At 33.1% G+C, this 24,898-nt stretch carries 22 protein-coding genes and 6 tRNA genes; all 28 read right to left on the bottom strand.

What is annotated here, in order from left to right; translation table 11 throughout:
- Positions 1–8 precede the first annotated feature (8 nt).
- The 28 genes from dusB to P8V03_RS10950 all read right to left on the bottom strand — a co-directional run bounded on the left by dusB (position 9) and on the right by P8V03_RS10950 (position 24,765).
- The gene (dusB, locus tag P8V03_RS11085) at positions 9–986 is read right to left on the bottom strand and encodes a tRNA dihydrouridine synthase DusB (protein ID WP_261672194.1); all 978 of its coding nucleotides are present in this window, start codon (positions 984–986) and stop codon (positions 9–11) included.
- A complete protein-coding gene (locus tag P8V03_RS11080) occupies positions 986–1,774 on the bottom strand; it encodes a type III pantothenate kinase (RefSeq protein ID WP_318798158.1) in 789 nt (262 codons plus the stop codon). The genes dusB and P8V03_RS11080 overlap by 1 nt, the downstream gene beginning before the upstream one ends.
- 165 nt (positions 1,775–1,939) lie before the next feature.
- On the bottom strand, positions 1,940–2,326 hold the full coding sequence (locus tag P8V03_RS11075; RefSeq protein ID WP_261672196.1) for a thioesterase family protein: 387 nt from the start codon (positions 2,324–2,326) through the stop codon (positions 1,940–1,942).
- Between the two features lie 122 nt (positions 2,327–2,448).
- On the bottom strand, positions 2,449–4,251 hold the full coding sequence (gene ftsH, locus P8V03_RS11070) for an ATP-dependent zinc metalloprotease FtsH (RefSeq protein ID WP_261672197.1): 1,803 nt from the start codon (positions 4,249–4,251) through the stop codon (positions 2,449–2,451).
- A gap of 81 nt (positions 4,252–4,332) precedes the next feature.
- On the bottom strand, positions 4,333–4,869 hold the full coding sequence (hpt, locus tag P8V03_RS11065) for a hypoxanthine phosphoribosyltransferase (protein WP_318798157.1): 537 nt from the start codon (positions 4,867–4,869) through the stop codon (positions 4,333–4,335).
- A 1-nt stretch (position 4,870) separates the two neighbouring features.
- On the bottom strand, positions 4,871–6,259 hold the full coding sequence (gene tilS / locus P8V03_RS11060) for a tRNA lysidine(34) synthetase TilS (protein ID WP_318798156.1): 1,389 nt from the start codon (positions 6,257–6,259) through the stop codon (positions 4,871–4,873).
- A 164-nt stretch (positions 6,260–6,423) separates the two neighbouring features.
- Positions 6,424–8,811, bottom strand: a complete 2,388-nt coding sequence (gene spoIIE / locus P8V03_RS11055) for a stage II sporulation protein E (RefSeq protein ID WP_318798155.1) — start codon at positions 8,809–8,811, stop codon at positions 6,424–6,426.
- 332 nt (positions 8,812–9,143) lie between these two features.
- Positions 9,144–9,220, bottom strand: a tRNA-Met gene (locus tag P8V03_RS11050).
- A gap of 11 nt (positions 9,221–9,231) precedes the next feature.
- Positions 9,232–9,307, bottom strand: a tRNA-Met gene (locus P8V03_RS11045).
- A 4-nt stretch (positions 9,308–9,311) separates the two neighbouring features.
- A tRNA-Leu gene (locus tag P8V03_RS11040) sits at positions 9,312–9,400 on the bottom strand.
- A gap of 6 nt (positions 9,401–9,406) precedes the next feature.
- A tRNA-Met gene (locus P8V03_RS11035) sits at positions 9,407–9,483 on the bottom strand.
- Positions 9,484–9,494: 11 nt separating this feature from the next.
- A tRNA-Met gene (locus tag P8V03_RS11030) sits at positions 9,495–9,570 on the bottom strand.
- A gap of 4 nt (positions 9,571–9,574) precedes the next feature.
- Positions 9,575–9,663 (bottom strand) — tRNA-Leu (locus P8V03_RS11025).
- A 188-nt stretch (positions 9,664–9,851) separates the two neighbouring features.
- Entirely contained in the window at positions 9,852–10,262 is a 411-nt protein-coding gene (locus P8V03_RS11020) for a S1 domain-containing RNA-binding protein (RefSeq protein WP_261672201.1), read from the bottom strand.
- Between the two features lie 63 nt (positions 10,263–10,325).
- On the bottom strand, positions 10,326–10,598 hold the full coding sequence (locus P8V03_RS11015; RefSeq protein WP_261672202.1) for an FtsB family cell division protein: 273 nt from the start codon (positions 10,596–10,598) through the stop codon (positions 10,326–10,328).
- A gap of 84 nt (positions 10,599–10,682) precedes the next feature.
- On the bottom strand, positions 10,683–11,093 hold the full coding sequence (gene yabQ / locus P8V03_RS11010; RefSeq protein WP_318798154.1) for a spore cortex biosynthesis protein YabQ: 411 nt from the start codon (positions 11,091–11,093) through the stop codon (positions 10,683–10,685).
- A gap of 8 nt (positions 11,094–11,101) precedes the next feature.
- A complete protein-coding gene (yabP, locus tag P8V03_RS11005; protein ID WP_261672204.1) occupies positions 11,102–11,392 on the bottom strand; it encodes a sporulation protein YabP in 291 nt (96 codons plus the stop codon).
- 48 nt (positions 11,393–11,440) lie between these two features.
- On the bottom strand, positions 11,441–11,704 hold the full coding sequence (locus tag P8V03_RS11000; protein WP_261672205.1) for an RNA-binding S4 domain-containing protein: 264 nt from the start codon (positions 11,702–11,704) through the stop codon (positions 11,441–11,443).
- A 77-nt stretch (positions 11,705–11,781) separates the two neighbouring features.
- Positions 11,782–12,156 carry an HU family DNA-binding protein gene (locus P8V03_RS10995; protein ID WP_487286209.1) on the bottom strand — a complete coding sequence of 125 codons (375 nt, stop codon included), beginning with the start codon at positions 12,154–12,156 and terminating at the stop codon, positions 11,782–11,784.
- Between the two features lie 6 nt (positions 12,157–12,162).
- Positions 12,163–13,614 (bottom strand): bifunctional methyltransferase/pyrophosphohydrolase YabN, encoded by a 1,452-nt coding sequence (yabN, locus tag P8V03_RS10990; RefSeq protein WP_318798153.1) that lies wholly within the window; start codon positions 13,612–13,614, stop codon positions 12,163–12,165.
- Between the two features lie 14 nt (positions 13,615–13,628).
- On the bottom strand, positions 13,629–15,164 hold the full coding sequence (locus tag P8V03_RS10985) for a putative polysaccharide biosynthesis protein (protein ID WP_261672207.1): 1,536 nt from the start codon (positions 15,162–15,164) through the stop codon (positions 13,629–13,631).
- A 202-nt stretch (positions 15,165–15,366) separates the two neighbouring features.
- The gene (gene spoVT, locus P8V03_RS10980) at positions 15,367–15,921 is read right to left on the bottom strand and encodes a stage V sporulation protein T (protein ID WP_261672208.1); all 555 of its coding nucleotides are present in this window, start codon (positions 15,919–15,921) and stop codon (positions 15,367–15,369) included.
- A gap of 159 nt (positions 15,922–16,080) precedes the next feature.
- Positions 16,081–17,103, bottom strand: coding sequence for a peptidylprolyl isomerase (locus P8V03_RS10975; RefSeq protein WP_318798152.1), 1,023 nt, complete (start codon positions 17,101–17,103; stop codon positions 16,081–16,083).
- Between the two features lie 78 nt (positions 17,104–17,181).
- Positions 17,182–20,703 (bottom strand): transcription-repair coupling factor, encoded by a 3,522-nt coding sequence (gene mfd, locus P8V03_RS10970; RefSeq protein WP_318798151.1) that lies wholly within the window; start codon positions 20,701–20,703, stop codon positions 17,182–17,184.
- A 31-nt stretch (positions 20,704–20,734) separates the two neighbouring features.
- On the bottom strand, positions 20,735–21,298 hold the full coding sequence (pth, locus tag P8V03_RS10965) for an aminoacyl-tRNA hydrolase (protein WP_261672212.1): 564 nt from the start codon (positions 21,296–21,298) through the stop codon (positions 20,735–20,737).
- A gap of 105 nt (positions 21,299–21,403) precedes the next feature.
- The gene (locus P8V03_RS10960) at positions 21,404–22,585 is read right to left on the bottom strand and encodes a S1C family serine protease (RefSeq protein WP_261672213.1); all 1,182 of its coding nucleotides are present in this window, start codon (positions 22,583–22,585) and stop codon (positions 21,404–21,406) included.
- An 83-nt stretch (positions 22,586–22,668) separates the two neighbouring features.
- The gene (locus tag P8V03_RS10955) at positions 22,669–24,078 is read right to left on the bottom strand and encodes a sensor histidine kinase (RefSeq protein WP_318798150.1); all 1,410 of its coding nucleotides are present in this window, start codon (positions 24,076–24,078) and stop codon (positions 22,669–22,671) included.
- Entirely contained in the window at positions 24,079–24,765 is a 687-nt protein-coding gene (locus P8V03_RS10950; protein ID WP_261672215.1) for a response regulator transcription factor, read from the bottom strand. It abuts the gene before it with no gap.
- Positions 24,766–24,898 lie beyond the last annotated feature (133 nt).

The raw sequence follows: 24,898 nt of genomic DNA, 5'->3' as shown, positions 1-24,898 counted from the left end.
TTCAGTTTTTACTGGTGCTTATTTACTATAAGCTTTTTATATTCTTCTAGGATATTTAAAACACTAGCACTTTCCTTCTCATAGTTAACCTTATCTTTTATTTCTTTATTGTTTTCAATTCCTTTTAAGTACCATCCTATATGTTTTCGCATTTCCCTTACAGCTGTAATCTCTTCTAAATAATAAAGAGCTCTTTTATAATGGGTTATGCACATATCTATCTTTTCTTCTGCAGAAGGATAAACTATTTCTTCTCCATTAATGCCCTGTTGTATTTGACTAAATATCCACGGGTTTCCCATGGAACCTCTTCCTACCATTACTCCATCGCAACCTGTTTCTTTGAAGAGACGGATGGCATCTTCTGCAGTAACTACATCTCCATTTCCTATAACAGGAATCTTAACCACTTCCTTGACCTGCCTTATTATATCCCAATCTGCCTTTCCTTCATACATCTGTTCACGAGTTCTCCCATGGACTGTTATGCAGTCTGCACCTGCCTGTTCTAAAATCTTAGCAAATTCAACTGCATTGATGTTATTAGCATCAAATCCTTTTCTAAATTTAACAGTTACAGGTTTCAATGAGGCTCTTTTTACTTCTTTGACTATTTCAGCAGCTAGCTTAGGGTTCTTCATCAAAGCAGACCCCTCTGCATTCTTGACAATCTTAGGGGCTGGACATCCCATATTAATATCAACAATACATATATCCTTGTTATCATTGAAAAAATCACAGGACTTAGCCATAATAGCAGGATCTGAACCGAATATTTGTACTGCCACCGGACTTTCTTTAGCAGAGATATTCAGCATACTCTTTGTATTCTCACTTCCGTAAAATAAGGCTTTTGAACTTATCATTTCAGTATAAACAAGTCCACACCCCATCTCTTTACATATACCTCTAAAAGCTATATCAGTAACTCCTGCCATAGGAGCTAAGAACACATTGTTCTTGAATTCTAACTCCCTTATCTTCATTACAACACCTGCTCTTTATTTTTTTCATAAATTATTCTTAATCCTTTTAAGGTTAGTATCGGATCTATATTATCTATAAATTTAGATTCTTCACTTATAAGTTTAGCCAATCCTCCCGTTGCTATAATTACCGGCTCTTCCTCACCTAACTGCATCATTTCCTTTTTCATCTTATCTACTATGTAATCAACCTGTCCAATATATCCATAAATTATACCAGCCTGCATGCTTGAAACTGTATTTTTACATATTACACCTGATGGCTTTGTAAGTTCAACTCTAGGCAATTTAGCCGCTCTTTCAAATAACGCTTCTGAAGATATTTTTATACCAGGACATATAGTACCGCCTAAATAATCTGCTTTAGCTGTTATAGCACAAAAAGTTGTAGCTGTTCCAAAATCTATTATAATAATTGGCTTTTTATACATTTCGTAAGCAGCAACCGCATTAACTATCCTGTCTGCACCAACTTCTTTTGGATTGTCATATTTTATATTTATACCAGTTTTCACTCCCGGTCCAACTACTAACGGATCTATTTCAAAATACTTTTTTATCATATGCTCTAATGAATACATTATGTTAGGAACTACTGAAGATACTATAACTCCTTCTACATCTGTCGGATCTAGTTTACTTTGCAAAAATAATTGTGTTACCTGAACACCGTACTCATCTGCAGTTCTTTTAGAGTCCGTTGATAACCTCCAACTTGCAATAAGCTCCTTATCCTCATAAACTCCTAATACAATATTGGTGTTTCCTACATCTAAGACTAAAATCACAGTATATCCCACCTTTCTTAATAATACAAAATTTATAATAAATACTTTACATAATTAAAGAGCAGCTTTAGAGCTGCCCTTTAGTATACCCAAAACACTGTCAATTTAATAATTTAATTTTATCAGCTAAATTATATTTGTCAAGCCAACATCAATTTTACCAATTTATAGCTTAACCTTTCTCATAAACTCCTCACTATTCACTATGTATCTTGCATGAACTCCTTCTCCAATTATACCTTTTTCGTCCCAAGCTCTAACATTAAATAACAATTTCTTTCTATCCACTTCTATTAGAGAAGCCTTACATCTTATTTTCACACCTATAGGTGATGCTTTTATATGTCTTACATTTAACTCTATACCGACTGTAGTATATCCAAAAGGAAGATGTAAATCTACAGAACTCTTACAGGTATTCTCCATAAGCGCTATCATTGAAGGCGTAGAAAAAACATCTAAATTGCCAGACCCAAGTTTGCTAGCAGTATCATTTTCAGTTACGCATATCTCCATGGTAGCGGTCATTCCTTCTTTTACATTAAACTCCACATGATCATCTCATTTCCTTTAAAATTTTCCATAATCTCACACATACACATCAATTATATCACGGAAGAGTAACTTTAATATATAATTTGTTAATAAAAAATAGAGGCAAATTTGCCTCTATTTTATGCGTTATTAAATATTTCCTCAAATTCGTCAGCTTCAAGCTTTTCTTTTTCAAGAAGAGCCTTAGCAACCGCATGAAGCTTTGCCGTATTTTCAGTTAGCAAAGTCTCTGCCTTCTTATATCCATCGTCTATAAATTTTCTAATTCCTTTATCTATTTCAAAGGCTACTTCTTCACTAAAGTTTCTACCTTTTCCCAAATCTCTTCCTAGGAAAACTTCATCATGTCCTGATCCAAAGGCTATTGGACCTAAGTCACTCATACCATAATCCATAACCATTTTTCTAGCTATTGTAGTTGCTCTATCAATATCATTTTTTGCACCTGTGCTAATATCTCCTATTATGAGTTTCTCCGCAACTCTTCCTCCAAGAAGTCCAACTATTTCATCCTCAAGTTTCGTTTTAGACATGTAAGCTGTATCCTTTTCTGGAAGATGCATTGTATACCCACCTGCCATACCTCTTGGTATTATACTTATCTGATGGACTGGATCTGCAGTAGGTAATAGTTTCATTACTACAGCGTGACCAGCTTCATGATAAGCAGTAAGTCTTCTATCCTCTTCTGCAATAACTCTACTTTTCTTCTCTGGTCCTGCTATTACTCTAGTTACAGCCTCTTCTAACTCATCCATACCTATTAGGTTTCTATCTTTTCTAACAGCCAAAAGTGCTGATTCGTTCATTAAATTCTCTAGATCTGCACCAGTAAAGCCTGGTGTTCTTTTTGCTAAAATATCTAATTTAACTTCCTCTGCTAAAGGTTTATTTTTAGAGTGTACTTTAAGAATCTCTTCTCTTCCTTTAACATCTGGAGCACCGACCAATATTTGTCTGTCAAATCTTCCTGGTCTTAAAAGCGCCGGATCTAGTATATCTGGCCTATTTGTTGCTGCTATCATTATTATTCCTTCATTTGCACCAAATCCATCCATCTCAACTAGTAACTGGTTTAAAGTTTGTTCTCTTTCATCGTGACCACCACCAAGACCAGCTCCCCTTTGTCTTCCAACTGCGTCGATTTCATCTATAAATATAATACAAGGAGAGTTCTTTTTAGCCTGATCAAATAAATCCCTAACCCTAGAAGCTCCAACCCCAACAAACATTTCTACAAAGTCAGAACCTGATATACTAAAGAAAGGTACTCCTGCTTCTCCTGCTATAGCTTTTGCAAGTAGAGTTTTACCTGTTCCAGGAGGTCCAACTAAAAGAACCCCTTTTGGTATTCTAGCTCCCATCTCTATATATTTTTTAGGTTGTTTTAAGAAATCTACTATTTCAGCTAATTCCTCTTTTTCCTCATCAGCTCCTGCAACATCATCAAAAGTTACCTTCTTTTTATCCGGTGTTGCCATTTTAGCTCTACTCTTCCCAAAATTCATTACATTCCGGTTACCACCACCGCCTTGGGACTGTTGCATAAACATGAACCAAAAAGCGACGAGCATAAGTATTAATAAAACGGTAGGTAGATATTGTATCCACATAGGAACCGTTGCGGGTTTGACATATATCTCCTTTATGTCTCCATTCTTAGGATGATCTCCTATAAACTGAAATAATCTTTCTGAGGGAACTACAGTTTCATATTGTGTACCATCTTTCAAATTACCTATTACAGTCATCTTATCTTCTCTTACTTGGAAACTTTTTATATTGTTATCTAACCAATATTTTTGAAATTCATTAAAACTAATAGCTGTTGAACCTTCATTAGTTCTTACAAGCATCATAGCTGCAAGAATTACAAACACAAATACTATAACCCAGGCCGTTGCGCTTGAAAACTTCTTCACTACAGGCCCCCCTTTCTTTCTAGCTTTATAATGTAAAATTGTATCATAACGAAATTTTCTTTACAATAAATTTAATATTAATTATCTATAAACTTCTTCTTTTAATATACCAATGTAAGGCAAGTTTCTGTATTTCTCACTATAATCCAGTCCATATCCCACCAAAAAGTAATCAGGAACATTAAACCCTATGTATTTAGCATTTACTTCCTCTGTCCTTCTTTCAGGTTTGCTTAAAAGTGCAGCTATTTCAATACTAGCAGCTTTTCTTCCTTTCAGATACTCTGTTAAATATCTGAGAGTTATTCCTGAGTCTATTATATCCTCTACTATTAATATGTGTTTATTCTCTATTTCAAAGTCTAAGTCCTTTAAAATCCTTACTACACCAGAAGTTTTTGTTGAGTTTCCATAACTAGAAACTGCCATAAAATCTATACTACATGGAATAGTTACTTCTTTTATCAAGTCAGCCATAAAAGGAACAGACCCTTTCAAAATCCCAATAAGCAATAAATCCTTTCCTTCATAATCCTTACTTATCTCATTACCTAATTCTCTTATTCTGTTTCTCAACTGCTCTTCTTCAAATAATACCTGCTTTATATCCTTCTTCATTCTAAGACTCCTCACTTTCAATTTTTACTTCTAAAACTTTTCTTGTATTCTTACTAATCTTAAAAGACTCACTTACTCTATATCCAACAATCCATGCTATCTGATCATTAAAACATATTAATGGTATCTCATTCCTCTGTTCTTTAGGAATTTTTAAATCTATAAATAAATCCTTTAATTTTTTACTTCCAACCATACCTAAAGGTATAATTCTATCTCCGTCCCTTCTAAATCTTAGTGTCATATTTCCACCAATCTTATCATAATCAAAATATTTTATAAGTTCCGTACTTCTAAAGTTCATCCTACTCTCAGCATCAATTATTCTAATAGCAACTCTTAGTTTAAGCTCCTTTAACTTGTTAACCCCTTCCCTTAACAAGTACTCTTTAGTGTTCACCTCTTTATTATAGCTACTGCCATCATGAACAATTATATCTCCGTAATTATTTAATATGTATACATCCTTTGGAAGACATATTCTTTTACCAGTAGTGTTCTTTTGAATATCCATAACATCATAAATGTGAATTTTTTCAAAGTTATTCAGACTACCAGTTATATTATATAGAGCTAATCTTATAATCCTAGTAATTATAGACTGATGTTCTAGAAAGGCTTCTTTAGATATTATAACTTTTTTTTCACTAATTTCACAATATTTTTTATATTTCTCTTTGGATATTATCTCTAAGTAATCATTGTCTGTTTTTATAGTATCAGCTAATCTATTTAAGACACTTATAATATCTTTATTAAAGTTCTGCTGAATATAAGGTATCAATTCTAGTCTTATCTTGTTTCTAGAATATATAGATTGAAAATTTGTTTTATCGATTCTTGGGTTAAGCTTATTTTTTCTACAATACTCTTCTACCTCTTCTCTGGTGTTATTTATTATTGGCCTTACAAAAATTTCATCTCTAACAGGTCTTATTCCTATTAAACCTTCTAATCCTGTTCCTCTCATAATCCTCATTAAAACAGTTTCTGCTTGATCATTGGCATTATGTGCTATTGCTACTTTTTGAGCTTTAATATCTTCCCTTAGCTTCCGAAAAAACTCATATCTAACTTCTCTACCTGCAGTTTCAGATGATATATTTCTAGCCTTTGCCAATTCATTTATATCAACTCTTTTACTCTTAAAATTTATATTTAAATTTTCACAAAATCTTCTTACATATTCTTCATCTGCATCTGCTTCCTCTCCTCTTAGACAATGGTTGACGTGAGCAGCGCAAATTTCTATTTGTAAATCCTTTTTAAGTTCATGTAAAATATTTAAAAGCGCTATAGAATCTGGTCCCCCAGAAACAGCCACTATTACTTTATCTCCTCTTTGAAACATATTATTATCTTTTATAGTTTTCAAGACCTTATCTATCAAAGCAAACACTTCCTAAAATAGTTTTTTTTAACAACAATATGTACTTTATTATACCATAATAAATTAATAATGTAGAGTAACCTCTAATAAATTTTGAATCTGTTAAATCCTCAAGAACTAAATATACATTATAATAAATGTACATTTAGTCCTTGAGCCCTTATTTAGTATAGACTATAGACCTTTTCTACAACTACAGTCATATCGTCTTTTGCTCTTCCGCCGCTCAACTCCTTCGCCTTACTTATTATTGCTTCAGACAGTTCCCTTGCATCATTAAACTTTGCATTTTTTAAAAAATCAACCATCCAGTCTACCTTACCTGCTGCTTCACTCTCATAATCAAGTATTCCATCACTTATCATTATTATAAAGTCACCATTTTTTATTTTCTTTTTAGTTATGTCAATATCTGGTTTGTCCAAAACACCTATAGGTAATGTCTTAGATTTTATTACCTCAACCTCATCTCCCCTTTTTATAAAACTAGCTACAGCACCTACCTTCATGAAGTCTATCTCTCCCTCATATAAATCTATACTACTTAAATCTAGGGTAGAAAATTTCTCATCCTCAGAGAACTTTATGCTCATTAAAGAATTAACGGTATTTATAGCTGTAAGTTTATTAAAGCCTACCTTAGCAAACCTCTCTATTAATTCTACTGCAGCGCTACTTTCCTGTCCTGCCTGGGGACCTGACCCCATTCCATCACTAATTATTGTCATATAAGTTCCATCTGAAAGTTTTCCAAAACTATAACTATCCCCATTACATTTTTCCCCTTCTTTACTCTTTCTGCTAACATATGCTGCTACATGATATTTTGGAGTTTCTTCGAAGGTCACGTTACAGGACTTCATTAGAGGATCTATATTGCACCCCTCATCACTTATACACATACATTTTCCTGTGACCTCATTAATTAAAGGCAGAACTTTCTTTATACATAATTGACTTCCGCCACAAGCCTCCATAGATATATTTATCACTAGTCTATCATTTTTATTGTTAAAGCAAAATACATCCCTATATGTGATATTATTTTTATTTAATATTCTCCTTATACTATTTTCAATGTCAACATTAAATTTTATATCAACATTAAACTCTTCTACTATCTCAGATACAGAGTTACCCATGTTACTAATCTGCTGCGATAACAGTTCTCTACACTCACTTAGCCTACTTCTCCACATCTCATTAATTATATAGTTATTTACGATTTCTTCTGTATTCTTTATAAGTGCAGAACGTCTTGTACACTTTCGCTCTATTTCAAAAGGTATTTCTTTCTTGCTTTCCTGATAGTTTTGTATCAATTCTCCGAAAGCGTTGTAAGTATAAAAAGTTTCTCTTCTCCAGCACATGGATTTCATATTACAATCTGCACAAACTCTGTCCGCAAGATTTTCTATTAACGCACTACTCTTATTCTTTAGAGTAAGTTTGTCGTTGTCAGCTAGTTTTTCAAGAGTATGGGACATGTTACCTAATACATCTGCAAAACTATTTAGTTTGTCCATTAATATTTCTTTAATCTTTTCAGCATAGTTTTCTCTGAGATGTTCCTCTTTTTTCTGCCAGTCTAATTCTAACTCCAACTTTTTATAGAACTTTTCAGGAATAGCAATAAATACTGTGCTGCTTAGAACAACCTCTATGATCTTGAATTGTACACCTATATCCGAATACATCTTGAGTACTGCAAAGGCTACTAAATAAGCTAAGGCGCTCATCAATTTTCCTGTTTCCCTAAATATACCAGATATTAATCCACACAAACCGTAAACGCCAATAAAGGTAATCATATCATTAGATGTCACACCAATTATGGTACCCATAGCTACTCCCGCAGCTGCACCAGAAGAACTTCCTTTTATGTACCCAACTACTAGAATAAATGTTAAAGCTATTATATTCCTTAAAGATACCCCTTGAATACTTGTCCCCCATGTTCCTGCAATAGCTAAGGATATAGTTATACACATACTGATTATTTCTTCATTACTATATAAATGTCTAGTTTTTAACTCCTTGAAGCATATTATAGAATAATTAATAATAAAATATAGTGGAAATATGCACATGACTTCAAAAAAAGAGTTTAAAAAAGCTATTACAAATGCAATTTTAACAATAAGTAACTTATAAAATAAAATTTCTATAAAAGCAACACCAAATATTAGTAATAATTTCCTTTTTCTATCCATATACTTTATTATATGAGTTAAGAGCATTAAAGAAGCAGTTATTATAAAATACATAGGCAAATTCTTAACATTGTTATATAACGAAACATATCCTAATAACGTACCACAACCTGATACTAATGCTATCCTTCGCTCCTCTGAAACAATTACTGCAACTAGGAATGCTAATCCAAATGGAGCCATAAGATTTATCATAAGTACTCTGCCAATAAGGAAAGCTGATAAAAAATAAATACCTAACGTCATTATTATTGGTAAATCCTTAAGCCTATATTTTTTTTCCTCACCTTTTAATTTTCCAATTCTTTGATACGGAAAAAGCTCTACTCCGTACTGCATTACATACCACCCACCTTATAGAATTACTTTCTTTATTATAGCAATCGTAATTGGAAATAAATGTCATAAGGTGATATGCGTATATATTTTTTTTAGGACATATATTTCTATGTTTTTTTATAATCATGATATTTAGACAATTAAAGGGCAAAAAAAATATTTTCCAATATATTCCATGTCACATGAAATAGTTTTTTTTATATTTCAACATTATAATATATAAATTTTAATTTTAAATTAAAATTTAAGATTTATTGTTTTTTATTCGAAATTTATCTGGTAAGACTATAAGATAAGCAAAATAAAAAAACCTGTGGTTAAACCACAGGTTTTGGTAGCGGAAATAGGACTTGAACCTACGACACTTCGGGTATGAACCGAATGCTCTAGCCAGCTGAGCTATTCCGCCATATTTTAAATTGGTTGCGGGGGTAGGACTTGAACCTACGACCTTCGGGTTATGAGCCCGACGAGCTGCCAACTGCTCCACCCCGCGATATTGGTGCTGAAGACCGGAATCGAACCGGTACGGGTTTTAAGGCCCGCAGGATTTTAAGTCCTGTGCGTCTGCCAGTTCCGCCACTTCAGCGTTATATGGTAGCGGAAATAGGACTTGAACCTACGACACTTCGGGTATGAACCGAATGCTCTAGCCAGCTGAGCTATTCCGCCACGTTTTAAATTGGTTGCGGGGGTAGGACTTGAACCTACGACCTTCGGGTTATGAGCCCGACGAGCTGCCAACTGCTCCACCCCGCGATATTGGTGCTGAAGACCGGAATCGAACCGGTACGGGTTTTAAGGCCCGCAGGATTTTAAGTCCTGTGCGTCTGCCAGTTCCGCCACTTCAGCATTGTCATCACTTGTTATTTCCTGACGACATAATAAATTATATTATATATATCTACTATTGTCAACAACTTTTTTAACTTTATTTTTTATATTATTTATAAGGTTAAAATGTGTTCTATTTAGCAAGTATTATTTAGCTTTGTTATATTGAATAACATAAAAGAGGCTAATACATAGCCTCTTATAAACTAATAATTTGAAGTTCTTCTATATCCTCTACCTTTTGTGTCTTGGTGCTTTTTCAAATCCTGAAATCTCTCCTCACTATCTTTTAAGAACCTAGATAGTCTATCTTCGAAATTCCCTTGGGATTGCTTACCTTTTTCCTTTGACCAATCTATTTCAGCTGGTTTAAAGGTTTTTTTCTCTGGCATAGCCTGTTTTATTGATAGGCTTATCTTTCCATTATCATCTACTGAAATTACTTTAACCTTTACTTTGTCCTTTTCTTTTAGATGATCCCTTATATTTTTCACATAAGTATCTGACACCTCAGATATATGGACTAAACCTGTTTTACCATCAATTTCTACAAAAGCTCCAAAACTAGTAATGTTAACTACTATCCCCTCTAGTATGCTTCCTGCCTTTAAGGTCATATTAAAAAGACTCCTCCTTAAATAAAATAATGTTTATATTAAATTATAATTTAAACCTAAGTATTAATTTTTACTATCTATTACAGGAGTCTCACCTTGTTTAATAAGACCTAGTCTTTCTCTTGCTAGCTTCTCTATATACATGTCTGATTTGGACATTTTAACTTCATCCTGTAATTTCTGATTTTTTTCTTTTACCTTTTGTTCCTCTATCTTTTTATCTGATATTTGGCTTTTTATCTTATGCATAGTTATCTGTTGACTTATAAATATATAAAATACATAACAGATTATTAAAACAATGATTATACTTTTTCCTTTGATTTTATTATTCATGTGTAATCACCATATTCCCTCAAAGGAGATTATTTTTATAAAGGCCATATCTATATTTTAATTTGATTTTCAATTTTCTTCAAGCTATTTTTTATAATTTCCTTTATTTTTTCTTTTAATGCTATAAACTATAACTTGAAAAGGGTATAGTATTAAGTTTCTGCTAATTCTAAGCACCTTTCCTAGTATTCCTAATACCTTATATTGAGATTTTATGAAAATATGACTTAACAATTTAATATAAAGATATATACCTATAGCTATGCACATATAGACATATGCACCTATGTATGCATAATTTGTGTATAGCAGGAATATAAATACTACAACAGCTGTAAATATCCAAAACAAGGTATCTTCAATAAAAGTTATTATCTTGTTTACACTACTAAATCCTCTTATTAGTCTATAAGAATCGAATAATACACCAGTTATTATTCCTGCAATTAGGCTAAATATAACTAACCTAAATTGTTCACTTATTGAGATTATCATAGTTGCACCTATTTAAATAGTTTTGAAACTAAGCTTTGTTTTTCTTTTTTAATTTCACTATTAGTATAAATACAGGAATTTATAGTGCCTACTATTATAACATCCCCATTTTGAACGTCTAATTTATTCATCTTAAGTCCTGCTCCTTTGATATTAAGACTCCCTAGGTTAGTATTTAGTACTATCTGCTCTTCATTAAAGCTTATTACCTCTACTACTCCGTTTAGTATTAATCTTTTTCTATTTTCAAGATTCAGAACACTCTTTTTTTCTTCTAACTTTGTTTCTTTTTTCTCCATAACATCCCCTCCACTTGTAACTAATATATGCGAAGGTATGTTAGATTATTACTCTTCCTCCTCTTCCTCACCAGCGATAATATCATACATTCCTTGGGCATTTTCCTTGGTTACATGCTGTGCTATGTTCTTAATCTTAGCCTTTAGTACCCTATTAGCATATTGTATCTCAATAATATCTCCTTCCTTAACCTCTGTTCCTGGCTTTGCTACTTTGCCATTTATACTAACCCTACCACCTTCACAAGCTTCCTTTGCTACTGTTCTTCTTTTTATTATTCTGGATACTTTTAAATATTTATCTAGTCTCATCTCAAATTCTCCTTATCTAAAACAAAAAACCTAGATTTACACCCAGGTTTTCTGAAAATACTCTCAAAATTAGCAAATTACTTATTTACTTTATCTTTAAATTCCTTACCAGCTTTAAATACTGGAACAGTTGATTCTGGTATAGTTATTTCTTCTTTAGTTCTTGGGTTTCTGCCAACTCTTGCAGCTCTTTTTCTTGTTTCGAAAGTACCAAATCCAACTAGCTGAACCTTATCTCCATTCTCAAGTGTCTCTTCAACACTTTCTATAAATGCCTTTAAAGCTGCTTCTGCATCTTTTTTTGTTATTTTTGACTTTTCTGCTATGCTTGCAATTAATTCTGACTTATTCACCTTTTTTACCTCCTTAATATTGAGTATGCCTATACACCAGCATACTAGCTTATTCTGCACGGATTTTAAAAATCCTTCTTTTTTATAGAGTTTTTGCATATAAATCTAAATTTTCTTACACTTAGCCTCTTCCCAAAGCTCATCCATTTGTTGAAGTGTCATATCTGCCATATCAACATCTCTGGACTTTGCTATTTGTTCTATGTATGCAAAACGATTTATAAACTTCTCTATAGTATAATTTAATGCAAACTCAGGGTCTATGTCAAGGAATCTTGCAACATTTACGGAAGCAAATATCAAATCCCCTATTTCTTCTGTTATTTTTGCCCTGTTTTTCCCTTTATATACATTCTTTACTTCATAATATTCTTCTAAAACTTTTTCTAGTGCACACTCTACTCTATCCCAGTCAAAACCAACCTTTGCAGCCTTTTTTTGAATCTTCTCTGCTCTTATCAAAGCAGGAAGACTCTTAGCAACATGTTTTAATTCATCTGTGTAACTTTCAAGTCCCTGTTCTTTCTTTTTAATCTCATCCCAATTTTCTAATACCTCTTCAGAATTGTTAACACTCAATGTTCCAAAAACGTGCGGGTGCCTTCCTATCATTTTACTACATATAGCTTTAATTACATCATTTATGTTAAAGAACCCTTCTTCCCTACCTATTTGAGCATGAAATACCACTTGAAGCAATACATCTCCTAACTCCTCCACTAACTTATCATCATTTTTTTCGTCTATAGCCTCTAAAACTTCATAACTTTCTTCTACAAGATACTTCTTTAGGCTATCATGTGTTTGTTCCCTGTCCCAAGGACATCCTTCCTCTGACCTCAAGGTATCCATTATAACCAATAGATCATTAAAATCATTTGTTGAACTTAGGTCTTTAGGTATATATAGAGAGGTTAGGTAATCTATGTCACTCTGCCTGTCTAACTCATACAGAGGAATCTTTCTCACGCTCTCCATGCCTTTTATACCAGCAGCCCTAACAAAATATATCTCCATATCATCTTTATAGTATTCCATTAATGCAAGCTTTACCTCTGAAGCAATAAATTTATCGTATACCTGGGTTATTACTGTTCCAACTCTCTTATCTAAAACTTGACTCCTTATGTCAAAGGCATCTATTATTTTAAGTCCTTCTACAGGATCTATCTTTAAACTTTCCATAAGTGCATCTACAAAGCTTACTGCAGTCATCAATTCTGTTGCTACACTATTATTTTCACAGAGTTTTATTAGTATACTTACAGACTTTTCTGCAACTAGTGGATGACCGGGTACAGCATATACTATATTACCGAACTCTTCATGAGCACTTATTAAGTCTTCTGCAATAGAGTTATATACTTCTTCAAAGCTTTCCGATCTATCATATAGGTAATCATAACTTTGAAACTCTATATTGTTATTCTTTAAATATTCTACAGTGGGATGCTTTTCTGTTCTTAGATATACTCTTGATGAATTTCTAAGTGCCTCTACTGTTCCTATAGTAAGAGCGTCTTTGTCTCCTGGTCCTAAGCCTACTATTTTAATCATCTGTATTCTCTCCTTTACCTTTTAAGAAACCTATTTTTTATATAGCTGTACTTGAATATCCCAAATACAACTACTAACACCGAGTATACAACTACTCCCGAAAGAATAGCTGCTAAACAGGCTATTCTACTACTTATGGTATAATTATAGACATTCATATAAATAATTACAACAGCTATTACCATTAAAAGGGCTGCAAATAATGGCTTTACCACTATTTCAAATGTCTTGATATCTACTTTTAATTTTCTTTTTAATAATCTTATATTTAAAGCAGAGGCAACAATATATCCTGCTGTACTTCCTATTATAGCCCCATATATATTAATATGACTCATCGGTACCATAAATAATGTTATAAATACTTTTATTATACAACCTATCCCTAAGTTTATTACAGGAAGTATATATAAGCCTACTCCTTGTAGAATAGATGTGGAAGTCTGTGCAATTATTATAAAAGGAACAGCTAGTGCAGAGTATTGTAGTATTCTGAATCCGTCAGATTGTCCTGGAAATATTAAATCTAAAATAGGATAAGCAAGACTAAATAGTCCTAGACAAGAAGGTAATGCTATAATCATAGAAGTTTTAAGAGCTAAGTCTACTTTAGCCACTACCTCAAATCTTTTATTGAGTATATATGATTCTGCAATTATCGGCACAAGAGATGCACACAATGCTGCAGATAGGGTAAGTGGAACGTTAGTTAAAATAAAAGCCTTGCCGGTAAGTTGTCCATATAATATAGTTGACTCTCTATACGTAAATCCAGCCTCTAGTAGTTTTTGAGGAACCAATGCTGAATCTATAAGGCTCATTACACTGCTTACAGTTGCTCCTAAGGATACAGGAATTGCTATATATAACAGTTTACTTAAAACATCTACATTATCCCTAATCCTTTTTACTTTAAACTCTTTTCTTACGCCAACATATTTTATCAGAAGATATATTCCTCCAAATATTCCCCCAGCTGCAGCACCAAGGGCGGCACCGCCTGCAGAATATTCAATTCCTCTAGGTAATAGCAAGTATGCAAGTCCAACTCCTACTACCACTCTTCCAATCTGCTCTATAATTTGTGAAACTGCAGTATAATTCATGTTTTGCAGTCCCTGAAAAAAACCTCTAAAAGCACTCATTATTGATATAAATATAGGTGCGAAAGCAATACCTATTAGCGAGTAATAAGATTTATTATCCCACTTTAGAAATTCAATAATTGGTCTTGAAAATATTAGGAGAGCTGCAGTAAATCCTATCCCCATAATAACCATAAGAAGCATGGCTTTCCTAAAAACCAAAATCGCTCCTTCATCATCATTAAAAGCCTTTCTTTCAGAAACCATCTTAGATATGGCTACAGGTATACCAGATGCTGTTGCAATAAAAAACATATAAAGAGGAAAGGACATTTGGTAATAACCTATACCCTCATCTCCAATAAGCATCTGCAGTGGCCATCTAAAGAATAGACCTAAGAATTTGGATAGAATTCCTGCCACTCCTAAAATAACAGTACCTCTTATAAGTGATTGTTTTTTCATAAAAATACCCCCGAAACAGTATGATGACAATTACCTTGCCTTAATGTTTTCCACTTTAAAACTAAATCAATAAAGGATTTACCTCTATGTCTATAATTATTTAATGTTTAGGGGTATTATTACTTTACAAGTGAATATTTTTATTATTTGTGTCAATAATCTTTTATGGACAAATAAGTAATGGCAGCTATGCTGCCACTGCCTATTGCTCCATTTGCTTTCCTAAGAAGGATGACGCAGTTTCAGCTAATTTTACTTCCACATCTCCAAACTTAGTTCCTTCTTCCTTAGATACTATAATTACGGCTCCAATTGCGTCACCTTCGGCTATAATAGGTGAAACTACTTGTGCTGAATATTTTCCTTCTATTTCTTCATCATCATATAGTGCAATGGATTTTTCTCCACCTTCTCCAAAAGAGATAGTTTTTCTTTCTTCTATTATCTTTTCAAGATCACTGCTAACTTTCTTCTCCAAGTATTCCTTTTTTTGTGATCCACTTATGGATATTATGCTATCTTTATCACATATAATAACTATGTGACCCATGGTTTGTTGGAGAGATTCTGCATATCCCTTTGAAAAGTCACTTAACTCTCCTATTGGAGAATATTTCTTTAATATAACTCCTCCTTCTCTATCAGTAAAGATCTCAAGTGGATCTCCTTCTCTTATCCTAAGTGTTCTTCTTATCTCCTTTGGTATAACTACTCTACCTAAGTCGTCTATACGTCTAACAATACCTGTTGCTTTCATTATGTTGTACCTCCTCAAAAATAATATAAGTATCACTTGTGTTAATATTATCTTTCTAAATATGAAATTTTATACACAATTGTTATTTAAATTAGATTTCACTTTTTCAAATAAAATAAAACCGCGGTATATTATATACCACGGTTTTATGTTTACCTATTACTGAAGATTTTTTTCATATGTTTTTATTTTAGCTGCTTTTTTCCACTCTTCAATTTTTTGTGAAACAACTTTTTGCTTTTCTTCATCCTCAAGCTGTTTTCTTATTTGGTCTTTCACTGAATCAAGTTTCTTAACTGGATATTCCTCTTTTTTGATAGCCTTTATTATATGATATCCAAAGCTTGTTTGAACTGGACCTGATATAGTTCCCTCTTTTAGAGCTATAGCAGCTTCCATAAACTTAGGATCAAATCCAGAATCAACATAAGGAACTGTTCCTAAATCTCCACCCTTATCCTTTGAACCTGGGTCTGTTGAAACTTCCTTAGCCACTTTCCCGAATTCTTCTCCTTTGTCTAGTCTTTCCTTCACCTTTTTAGCTTCGTCTTCTGTCTTTACTAATATATGAGCTACATGTATCTTATTAGGCTTTTCAGTAAATTGATTTTTGTTAGAGTTATAGTAGTCCCCTACTTTTTTGTCATCAATTTTAATGTCTTTTGACAAGTTATCTGTGACATTCTTAAAGATCTCATTATTTCTTGTCTGAGCTAAGAAAAAGTCTTTTAAGGACTGCTCTGTAAATCCTTCCTTCTTTAAAACCTCATCAAATTTAGCTCCGCTGCTCTCGAATTGTTGCTTGGTATCACTGTATTGTTTGTCAACTTCTGTTTTTAACTTTGACTCATCTGGCATTAATTTTAGTTCTTTTGCCTTTTGCTCTATAACTTTTTCAGTAACCATCTTATCTACTACTTTTTGTCTTTCAGTCTTTAATATCTCTTTAGCCTCATCATTTTTATCGTAATTTTCACCATACTTCTGCTTAAGTTGAGCTACAACACCCATCATATCTGCACTCTTATCTAGCTCTCCCCTAGTAATTTTTTCTCCATTTACAACTGCTACAGGACTTTTAGCTATAGCCTCTGGTGTCTTTTCTATCATATTACAACCAACAGCTGAAAATGCAAACATGGTTATTAATGCTGTACTAACTAACTTTTTTATATTTTTCACAATTTATTCCCCCACTCTATTCTAGTGTTTTTAAGCAACATAAAATTATTTTAACATAAAACTATTTTTACTACAAAATTATTTTTTTAGCTGCATTTTTATCATATATTCCATCATTTCTTTTATATTTGATATTAGTTCCTCTCGTTTCACATCCTTAAGCTTATATCCAAAGCCCGGTTTATCTGACATCTTTAGTGTTATCTTTCTACTAAAATCCTTTAATAAACCCTTCATAACATTTCCATCAATTCTTCCTTGACTTTCAAATTGGAAAATTACCTCATCCTTTCTTTCTTTTATTTCTTCTATACCAAGCCTTTTTCCCATGCTTCTTATATAAGATATGTTCATAAGGTTAGAAACTGAGGCAGGTATTGTAGAAAATCTATCCTCAATTTCCTCTTTGATATCCATCATATCCTCATAGGAATCAATTGCTGCTATCTTTTTATACACTTCTATTTTTTGAACTTCATCCTTTATATATTCACTTGGAATATATGCATCCACCTTTAACTCTACTGTGGTCTCTACCGGTTCTTGATCTATCTCTCCCTTTACCAACTTAATAGTGTCTTCCAACATCCTGCAATATAAATCATACCCTATGGATGCCATATGCCCATGTTGAGAGCCTCCCATCATGTTTCCAGCTCCTCTTATTTCTAAATCTTTTAGAGCTATTTTAAAACCTGAACCTAATTCTGTAAAGTCTTTTATAGCTTTAAGCCTTTTTTCAGCTACTTCAGTTAGAACTTTGTCTTTCCTGTAGGTCAAATAACAGTATGCCATTCTATTACTTCTTCCAACTCTCCCTCTTAGCTGATATAACTGAGATAAGCCCATCTTGTCTGCATCATATATTATCATGGTATTAACATTTTGGATATCCATCCCTGTCTCTATAATGGTAGTGGCAACAAGAACATCATATTCATTTTTCATAAAATCTACAATTATGTTTTCAAGTTCTCTTTCCTGCATCTGTCCATGGGCTACAGCCACTCTTGCTTCTGGAATTAATTTTGATACATAGGCAGCTATATCCTTAATATTTTCAACTCTATTATGAACAAAATAAACCTGTCCTCCTCTATTCAGTTCTCTTAGTATAGCATCCCTTATTAGTTGATCATTATATTCAACCACATAGGTTTGTATTGGATATCTTTCCTCTGGCGGCGTTTCAATAACGCTTATATCTCTAACTCCTACAAGAGACATATGAAGCGTCCTTGGTATAGGTGTTGCACTAAGCGTTAATACATCTATATTCTTCTTAAACTTTTTAATTTTTTCCTTGTGGGCTACCCCAAACCTTTGCTCTTCATCTATTATCAAAAGACCTAAATCCTTAAATTGAATATCCTTTTGCAAAACTCTATGAGTTCCTATAAGAATATCTACTTCCCCATCCTTCACTGCTTTAATAGTGGATTTTTGCTGTGCTGTTGTTCTAAATCTACTTACCATATCTATCCTAACTGGGAAGTCAGAAAATCGCTGTACAAAGTTATTGTAATGTTGTTGTGCAAGTATAGTTGTCGGAACTAGAATAGCAACCTGTTTTCCGTCCATTACAGCTTTAAATGCAGCCCTTATAGCTACTTCTGTTTTTCCGTAACCTACATCCCCACATAACAGCCTATCCATAGCTTTGTCTGATTCCATATCTCTTTTTATATCAATTATAGCGGATAACTGATCTGGTGTTTCCTCATAAGGAAATTCTTCTTCAAATTGTTTCTGCCAAAGAGTATCCCTTGAATATCTGTACCCCTTTAACGTAGACCTAACTGCATATAACTTAACTAAATCCTCAGCTATTGCCTCTATTGACTTTTTGACCTTTCTTTTAGCTTTAACCCATTCTCCGCTTCCTAACTTGTTTACCTTTGGATTTTTACCTTCACTACCTATATATTTTTGTACCATATCTAACTGTTCTACTGGTACATATAACTTATCATCTGAATCGTATATTACCTCAAGATAATCCTTCTTATGACCTTCTAACTCTAGTTGTCTTATTCCCTTATATACCCCTATACCATGGTTTACATGTACTACATAATCTCCTGGTTTTAGTTCTGTAAAACTTTTGATTTTACTTACACCTTTTTTAGTTGTTTTATTAACAGTCTTTCTTTTAGCTTCTCCAAAAACTTCCTTATCAGAAATAACACATATCTTCATTTCTGGATACTCAAATCCCTTTAGCTGGCTTCCAAAGGTTATTACTACCTCTCCTGACTGAATTTCATGTATTACATCTCTATAGTTACTTTCTATTCCCCTATCTCTTAAAGTATCTACAAGTCTTTCTCCTCTTGGTCTTGTACCGGAGAGGATAACTATTTTATATCCTCTATTTTTTTTCTCTTTTATATCCTCTATAAGTAAGTCTATTTGCCCTTGATAATTATGCAGTGTTATTTGAGAGAAATTTACTATAGCTCTAGGAGATAAAACCTTATTTGATTTAGCTATAGAATCTAGTGTCATTGTCATTTCGCCTTTTAATCTTCCAAATATATCTTGCTTGTGTACTAAAAGTTCAATTTGTCTCGGTAAGATATTTCCTCTTTCCAAGAAACCTTTGTAGTTTTCCTCAAATTCAAAGTAGACACTATCTATCTTTCCACCGCACCTTTGAACATCGTCTATGACTATAAAATAATCCTTAACATAATCTAAAAAAGAAGATGGTTTATCATAGAAATATGGAAGAAAACTATCTATAGTTTCAAAACTCCAACTCTCTCTTAATGATTCCAAATCTTTTCTTATTATTCCCTGTATTTTCTCCATAGCCTCTTTATTTTTACTATTTTTGAACTTACTTGAAATAATATTTAAGTCCTTTTCTATGTTGTCATACCCTTTTCTGATTTTGTCACTATCTAAAATTATTTCCTTTGCTGGAAATAACTCAATCTCTTTTACCTTTTCTATACTTCTCTGTGATTCTAAATTAAAACTTCTAATAGAGTCAATTTCATCTCCAAACAATTCAACTCTATAAGGTTCTGCAGATATAGGGGAATATACATCCATTATCCCTCCTCTTACAGAGAATTGTCCTTTAGCCTCTACAATTTCAACTCTTTCATATCCACACTGTACCAGTTTTTCACTTAATTTTTCTAAATCCAAGGTTTTACCCACAGACATAGTAAAGGTATGTTCCCTATACAAATCTACTGGTATATAACTTGAAGCTAGAGTTTCTATACTTGTAACTATTACCTTTTTTTCCTTATTGAGCATCTCCCTGATTACTTTAAGCCTCTCCCACCTTAAGTCCCCAGATATAGCATCAATATTATAGAAAACTACTTCCTTATTAGGGAAATAGTAGACTTTAGGTATATAAAAAGATAAATCCTCATACAACTTTCTAGCTTCTACATCGCTGTGAGTGAGTACGAGGAAAGGCTTGTCTAATTCATTAAACACTCCATCTATTAAATAACTTTTAGCAGACTCCGAGAGACCAAATATTCCTATTGGAAACTTATTTCCCCCTATACCACTAATTATGTTTTTAAACTCCCTACTACTCTTAAGAGGTTTAAAAAGTCCATCTAGTCTCATTTCAACAACCACCCTATCAACTTTACATAATTTATAATTTAAAACCGTTAAACCTATTCATAGCTTCCTTTATCCCCTTATCTATAATAACCTCTACCGATTCTACAGCTGCTATAAAGACTTCCTTAAGCTTTTCTGCATCATCTTTAGAGAACCTTCCTAGGACATGGGCTACTAGTTCTCCATTAGGCTGTCCTACTCCTATCTTAACTCTAGGAAAAACATCTGTGCCTAAATTAGATATAATATTTTTTATTCCATTATGGCCACCAGCACTTCCCTGGCTTCTTATTCTAAGTCGACCTATATCTAGGCTTATATCATCATATAAAACTATGATATTTTCATTTTCTATCTTGTAAAAGTTAACAACCTCTCTTACACTTTCTCCACTAAGATTCATATATGTACTTGGCTTTAACAAGATTACCTTACTACCACATATATTCCCTTCACCATACATTCCTCTAAATTTTTCCCTATTAACAGCTATATTATACTTGTTACTAATTAAATCTATAGCATCAAATCCTACATTATGTCTAGTATGCTCGTACTGTTTACCTATGTTTCCTAGTCCCACTACTAAAAACATCTCTTCACTCCCTACTATATCTTATATCATACATTTTTTTCAAACTTACACTATATTATATATTATACTAAATGACATAAATAATAAAGAGACTTAAAAGTCTCTTTACTTACTTTTTTCTCTTACATCCGAAAGAGTTATATTTACTTCTATAGTTTCTCCACTTCTCCAAATTTTACACACTACCAAGTCACCAATTTTATGTTTATCCAAAATGTCTGCCAGGTCTTCAAATTTTGTAACTTTCTTTCCATCTAGTTCTAATATTATATCTGTAGGTTTAACCCCAGCTAATGCAGCTCCACTTCCCTGTACAACTTCTCTAACGTAAATACCTTTAATGTTATTTTTCTCTGAAACGACACCTTGACCATATATTCCAAGGAATGGCCTAGCAACCTTCCCATAGTCCATTAGAGACTTAATTATATCTTTTGCTTCATTTATAGAAATAGCAAAACCCATTCCCTCAGCATTCTGATCAGAGCCCATCTTCAAACTATTTATTCCTATAATCTCTCCGGCTTCATTGCAAAGTGGTCCACCGCTATTTCCTGGATTAATGGCAGCATCTGTTTGAAGTACTTTATATATAGCTCCTGCATATTGTATTCTCCTATTCAAAGCACTAACTATTCCCGCTGTAACTGAGCCTGAAAATTCCTCTCCTAATGGATTACCTATGGCAATAGCTATGTCACCTACTTTTACCTTAGATGAATCTCCTAATTTAGCAGTAGGTAAGTTTTGAGCATCTACTTTGATAACAGCTAAATCTGATCTTGAATCAGTGCCAACTATAGTTGCTGGTAATGTTTTGCCACTGGAGAGTTTTACAGTAACCTTAGCAGCACCTTCTACTACATGATTGTTGGTAACTATATATCCATTTGAATCAAATATTATTCCCGAACCGCCCCCCAAATCTTGCAATCCAAAAAAGCCTTCAGCTCGGTTGCTTATACCAACTACTGTTGGTCCGACTACCTCTGCCACTTTCGTTATGGCGTTTTTGGGTATGTCAGCAGTCTCCACTTTGTTAACCTCTTTTTTTGGTTCCAGCGAGGGTTGGTTAATTGACGAATAATTATTTGGATATTTCTTGCTTATTACGTAGGCTCCTGATGCACCACCTGAAATTGCTGCTATAAGCACAAAAACTAATCCATTAAGTAACTTTTTAATCCTGGATTTTCTCCTTCTACTAGTAAAGTTTATCTCTCCCTTTGAACATTCTGCACTCTCCCACCTAACGTCCTTTACTTCATCCAATCTGTTATCATCCATTTACTCGCACCTCATAATCCATCAATTTAGAGATATTATAAACAAACTTCTTTACGTAAATATGAATAAAATGTAATCATTGTTTAAATCCTCTTTAGTGTAAAAACAAATTTTACTCCCTGAGGTTCTTTATTTTCAATCCAAACATCCTCCCCAAGCTGAGTTAGTATACTTCTGACGATTGACAAACCAAGTCCTGTACTCAGCTTTGTTGTTCTTGACTTATCAGCCTTGTAAAATCTGTCCCATATATGCTTCAAATCTTCCTTAGAAATAGAGGGTCCATCGTTGAATACAGATACAAGGGCCTTATCTCCCTTAGTTTTTGTACTAATTCTTACAGTTCCACCCTCTCCTACGTATTTTATGGCATTATCTATAAGATTCGTTACTACCTGCGTTATCCTATCCTTATCTGCCGCAACGTAAAGTTCATCATCCTGCATTAGTACATCTACTTTTAATCCTTTTTCTCTTATTTTGGTTTCAAACTTTATTACAGATAACCTAATGATCTCATTAATGTCTAACTCCTCTATTCTAAGTCTAAACTGTCCAGCCTCTATAGCTGATAAGTCTAGTAAGTCATTTACTAATCTTGTAAGTCTTTGAATTTCTCCATAAGTAACAGAGAGATAATAATTCTCTTTTTCTTTAGGAATAACCCCATCTAATATTCCACCTATGAATCCTTTTATTGAAGTTATAGGAGATCTAATTTCATGAGATACGTTGGATATAAATTCTCTTCTATTTTTCTCAACTGCTTCTAGAGAATCTGCCATAGAATTAAAGGACCTAGCTAAAGTCCCGATTTCATCTTTAGACTCTATACTTACCCTTTTGTCCACTTCTCCTTTTGATATCTTATCTGCTACATAGTTAATCTGTTCTAGGGGCTTGATTATTATTCTTTGAGAAAGATAGTATATTACTACACAGGAAACTACAATAGCCAGTATTGCTGACATCCATATTATTTCGTAAACTCTTTTCAAAGGTTCCCTTAATTCACTTATGGAAGTGTGCAGTAACATTGAACCTTTAAATATCCCTTTTGAGAAGATGGGAATTTCAAAGGTGTGTACAGGTCCCTTGAAAATATTTTGGTAGACTTCTCTCTTTTCAACGGTATGTCCAAGCCTCAATTCCTCTAACTCTTTTGTTATTATTTGTGTTCCTATTAGAGCTTTATGTTCACTATCTGAAACTGCATACACATAGCCATAATTATCTACAAGCCATATATATGTAGATAAGTAGTTTCCTATATATGTTAAGGTCTCATTTATTTTGTCCGGTGAAACATTTCCCTGTAAATATTGCTCTGCAGCAGTACTGATAAACTGAGATTCTGTTTCTAACTGACCCTTTCTTTGTTCAAAATAGTAACTTTCAAACCAATAGGATAAGAAGGCTGCTGTTATAATAAAGCTTACAGCAATTATCACTGCAAAAGTAGCTACTAGCTTTGAAAATAACCCTTTCTTCATTTATTTCACCTCAAACTTATACCCAACTCCCCAAACCGTCTCTATTTGCCAATTAGGTCCTCCTTGAAGCTTTTCTCTAAGTCTTTTAACATGCACATCTACAGTTCTAGAGTCCCCTGGATAGTCGTAACCCCAAACTTCACATAAAAGTTGCTCCCTTGTAAATACTCTGTTCTTATTACTAGATAAATAATATAGAAGTTCAAACTCTTTCGGAGGCATTTTTATCTCTTCATCTTTGTATACCACAGTATAAGAATTGATATCAACTGTTAATTGTTCAAATTTTAATACTTCCTTATTTTCATTATCTACATTATACCTTCTTAAAACAGCTTTGATTCTAGCAAGCAATTCCTTAGGTTCAAAAGGCTTCACTATATAGTCATCTGCACCTAATTCAAGACCTAATACCTTATCAAAGGTCTCCCCTTTAGCTGTAAGCATAATAACGGGGGTTTCATAATCTTTTCTTATCCACTTAAGCACATCTATACCATCAACATGAGGTAGCATTATGTCTAATAAAACTAAATCCGGTTTATATTCTAAGAAGTCCTCTTGAGCTGCCTTGCCATCATTGCAAACTTTTGTATCGTATCCCGCACTTTCAACATACATTCTTATTACTTCACATATATTTTCATCATCATCTACTATCAAAACTTTTCCTATTGATCCTTCCATTAACTACATCCCCTCTCTCTAAATTGAGTAGTTATTTGTTTTAATTATATCTACCTATATTAAATTTATCATATATAACATGTATAATAGTAGTATATCCTTAAAAAGTTACAAATAATTTACTATATTTTAT

Source organism: Clostridium tanneri (assembly GCF_033659955.1).
Classification (GTDB): Bacteria; Bacillota; Clostridia; order Clostridiales; family Clostridiaceae; genus Clostridium_AM; species Clostridium_AM tanneri.
This window is presented reverse-complemented; position numbering and strand designations above follow the sequence as displayed.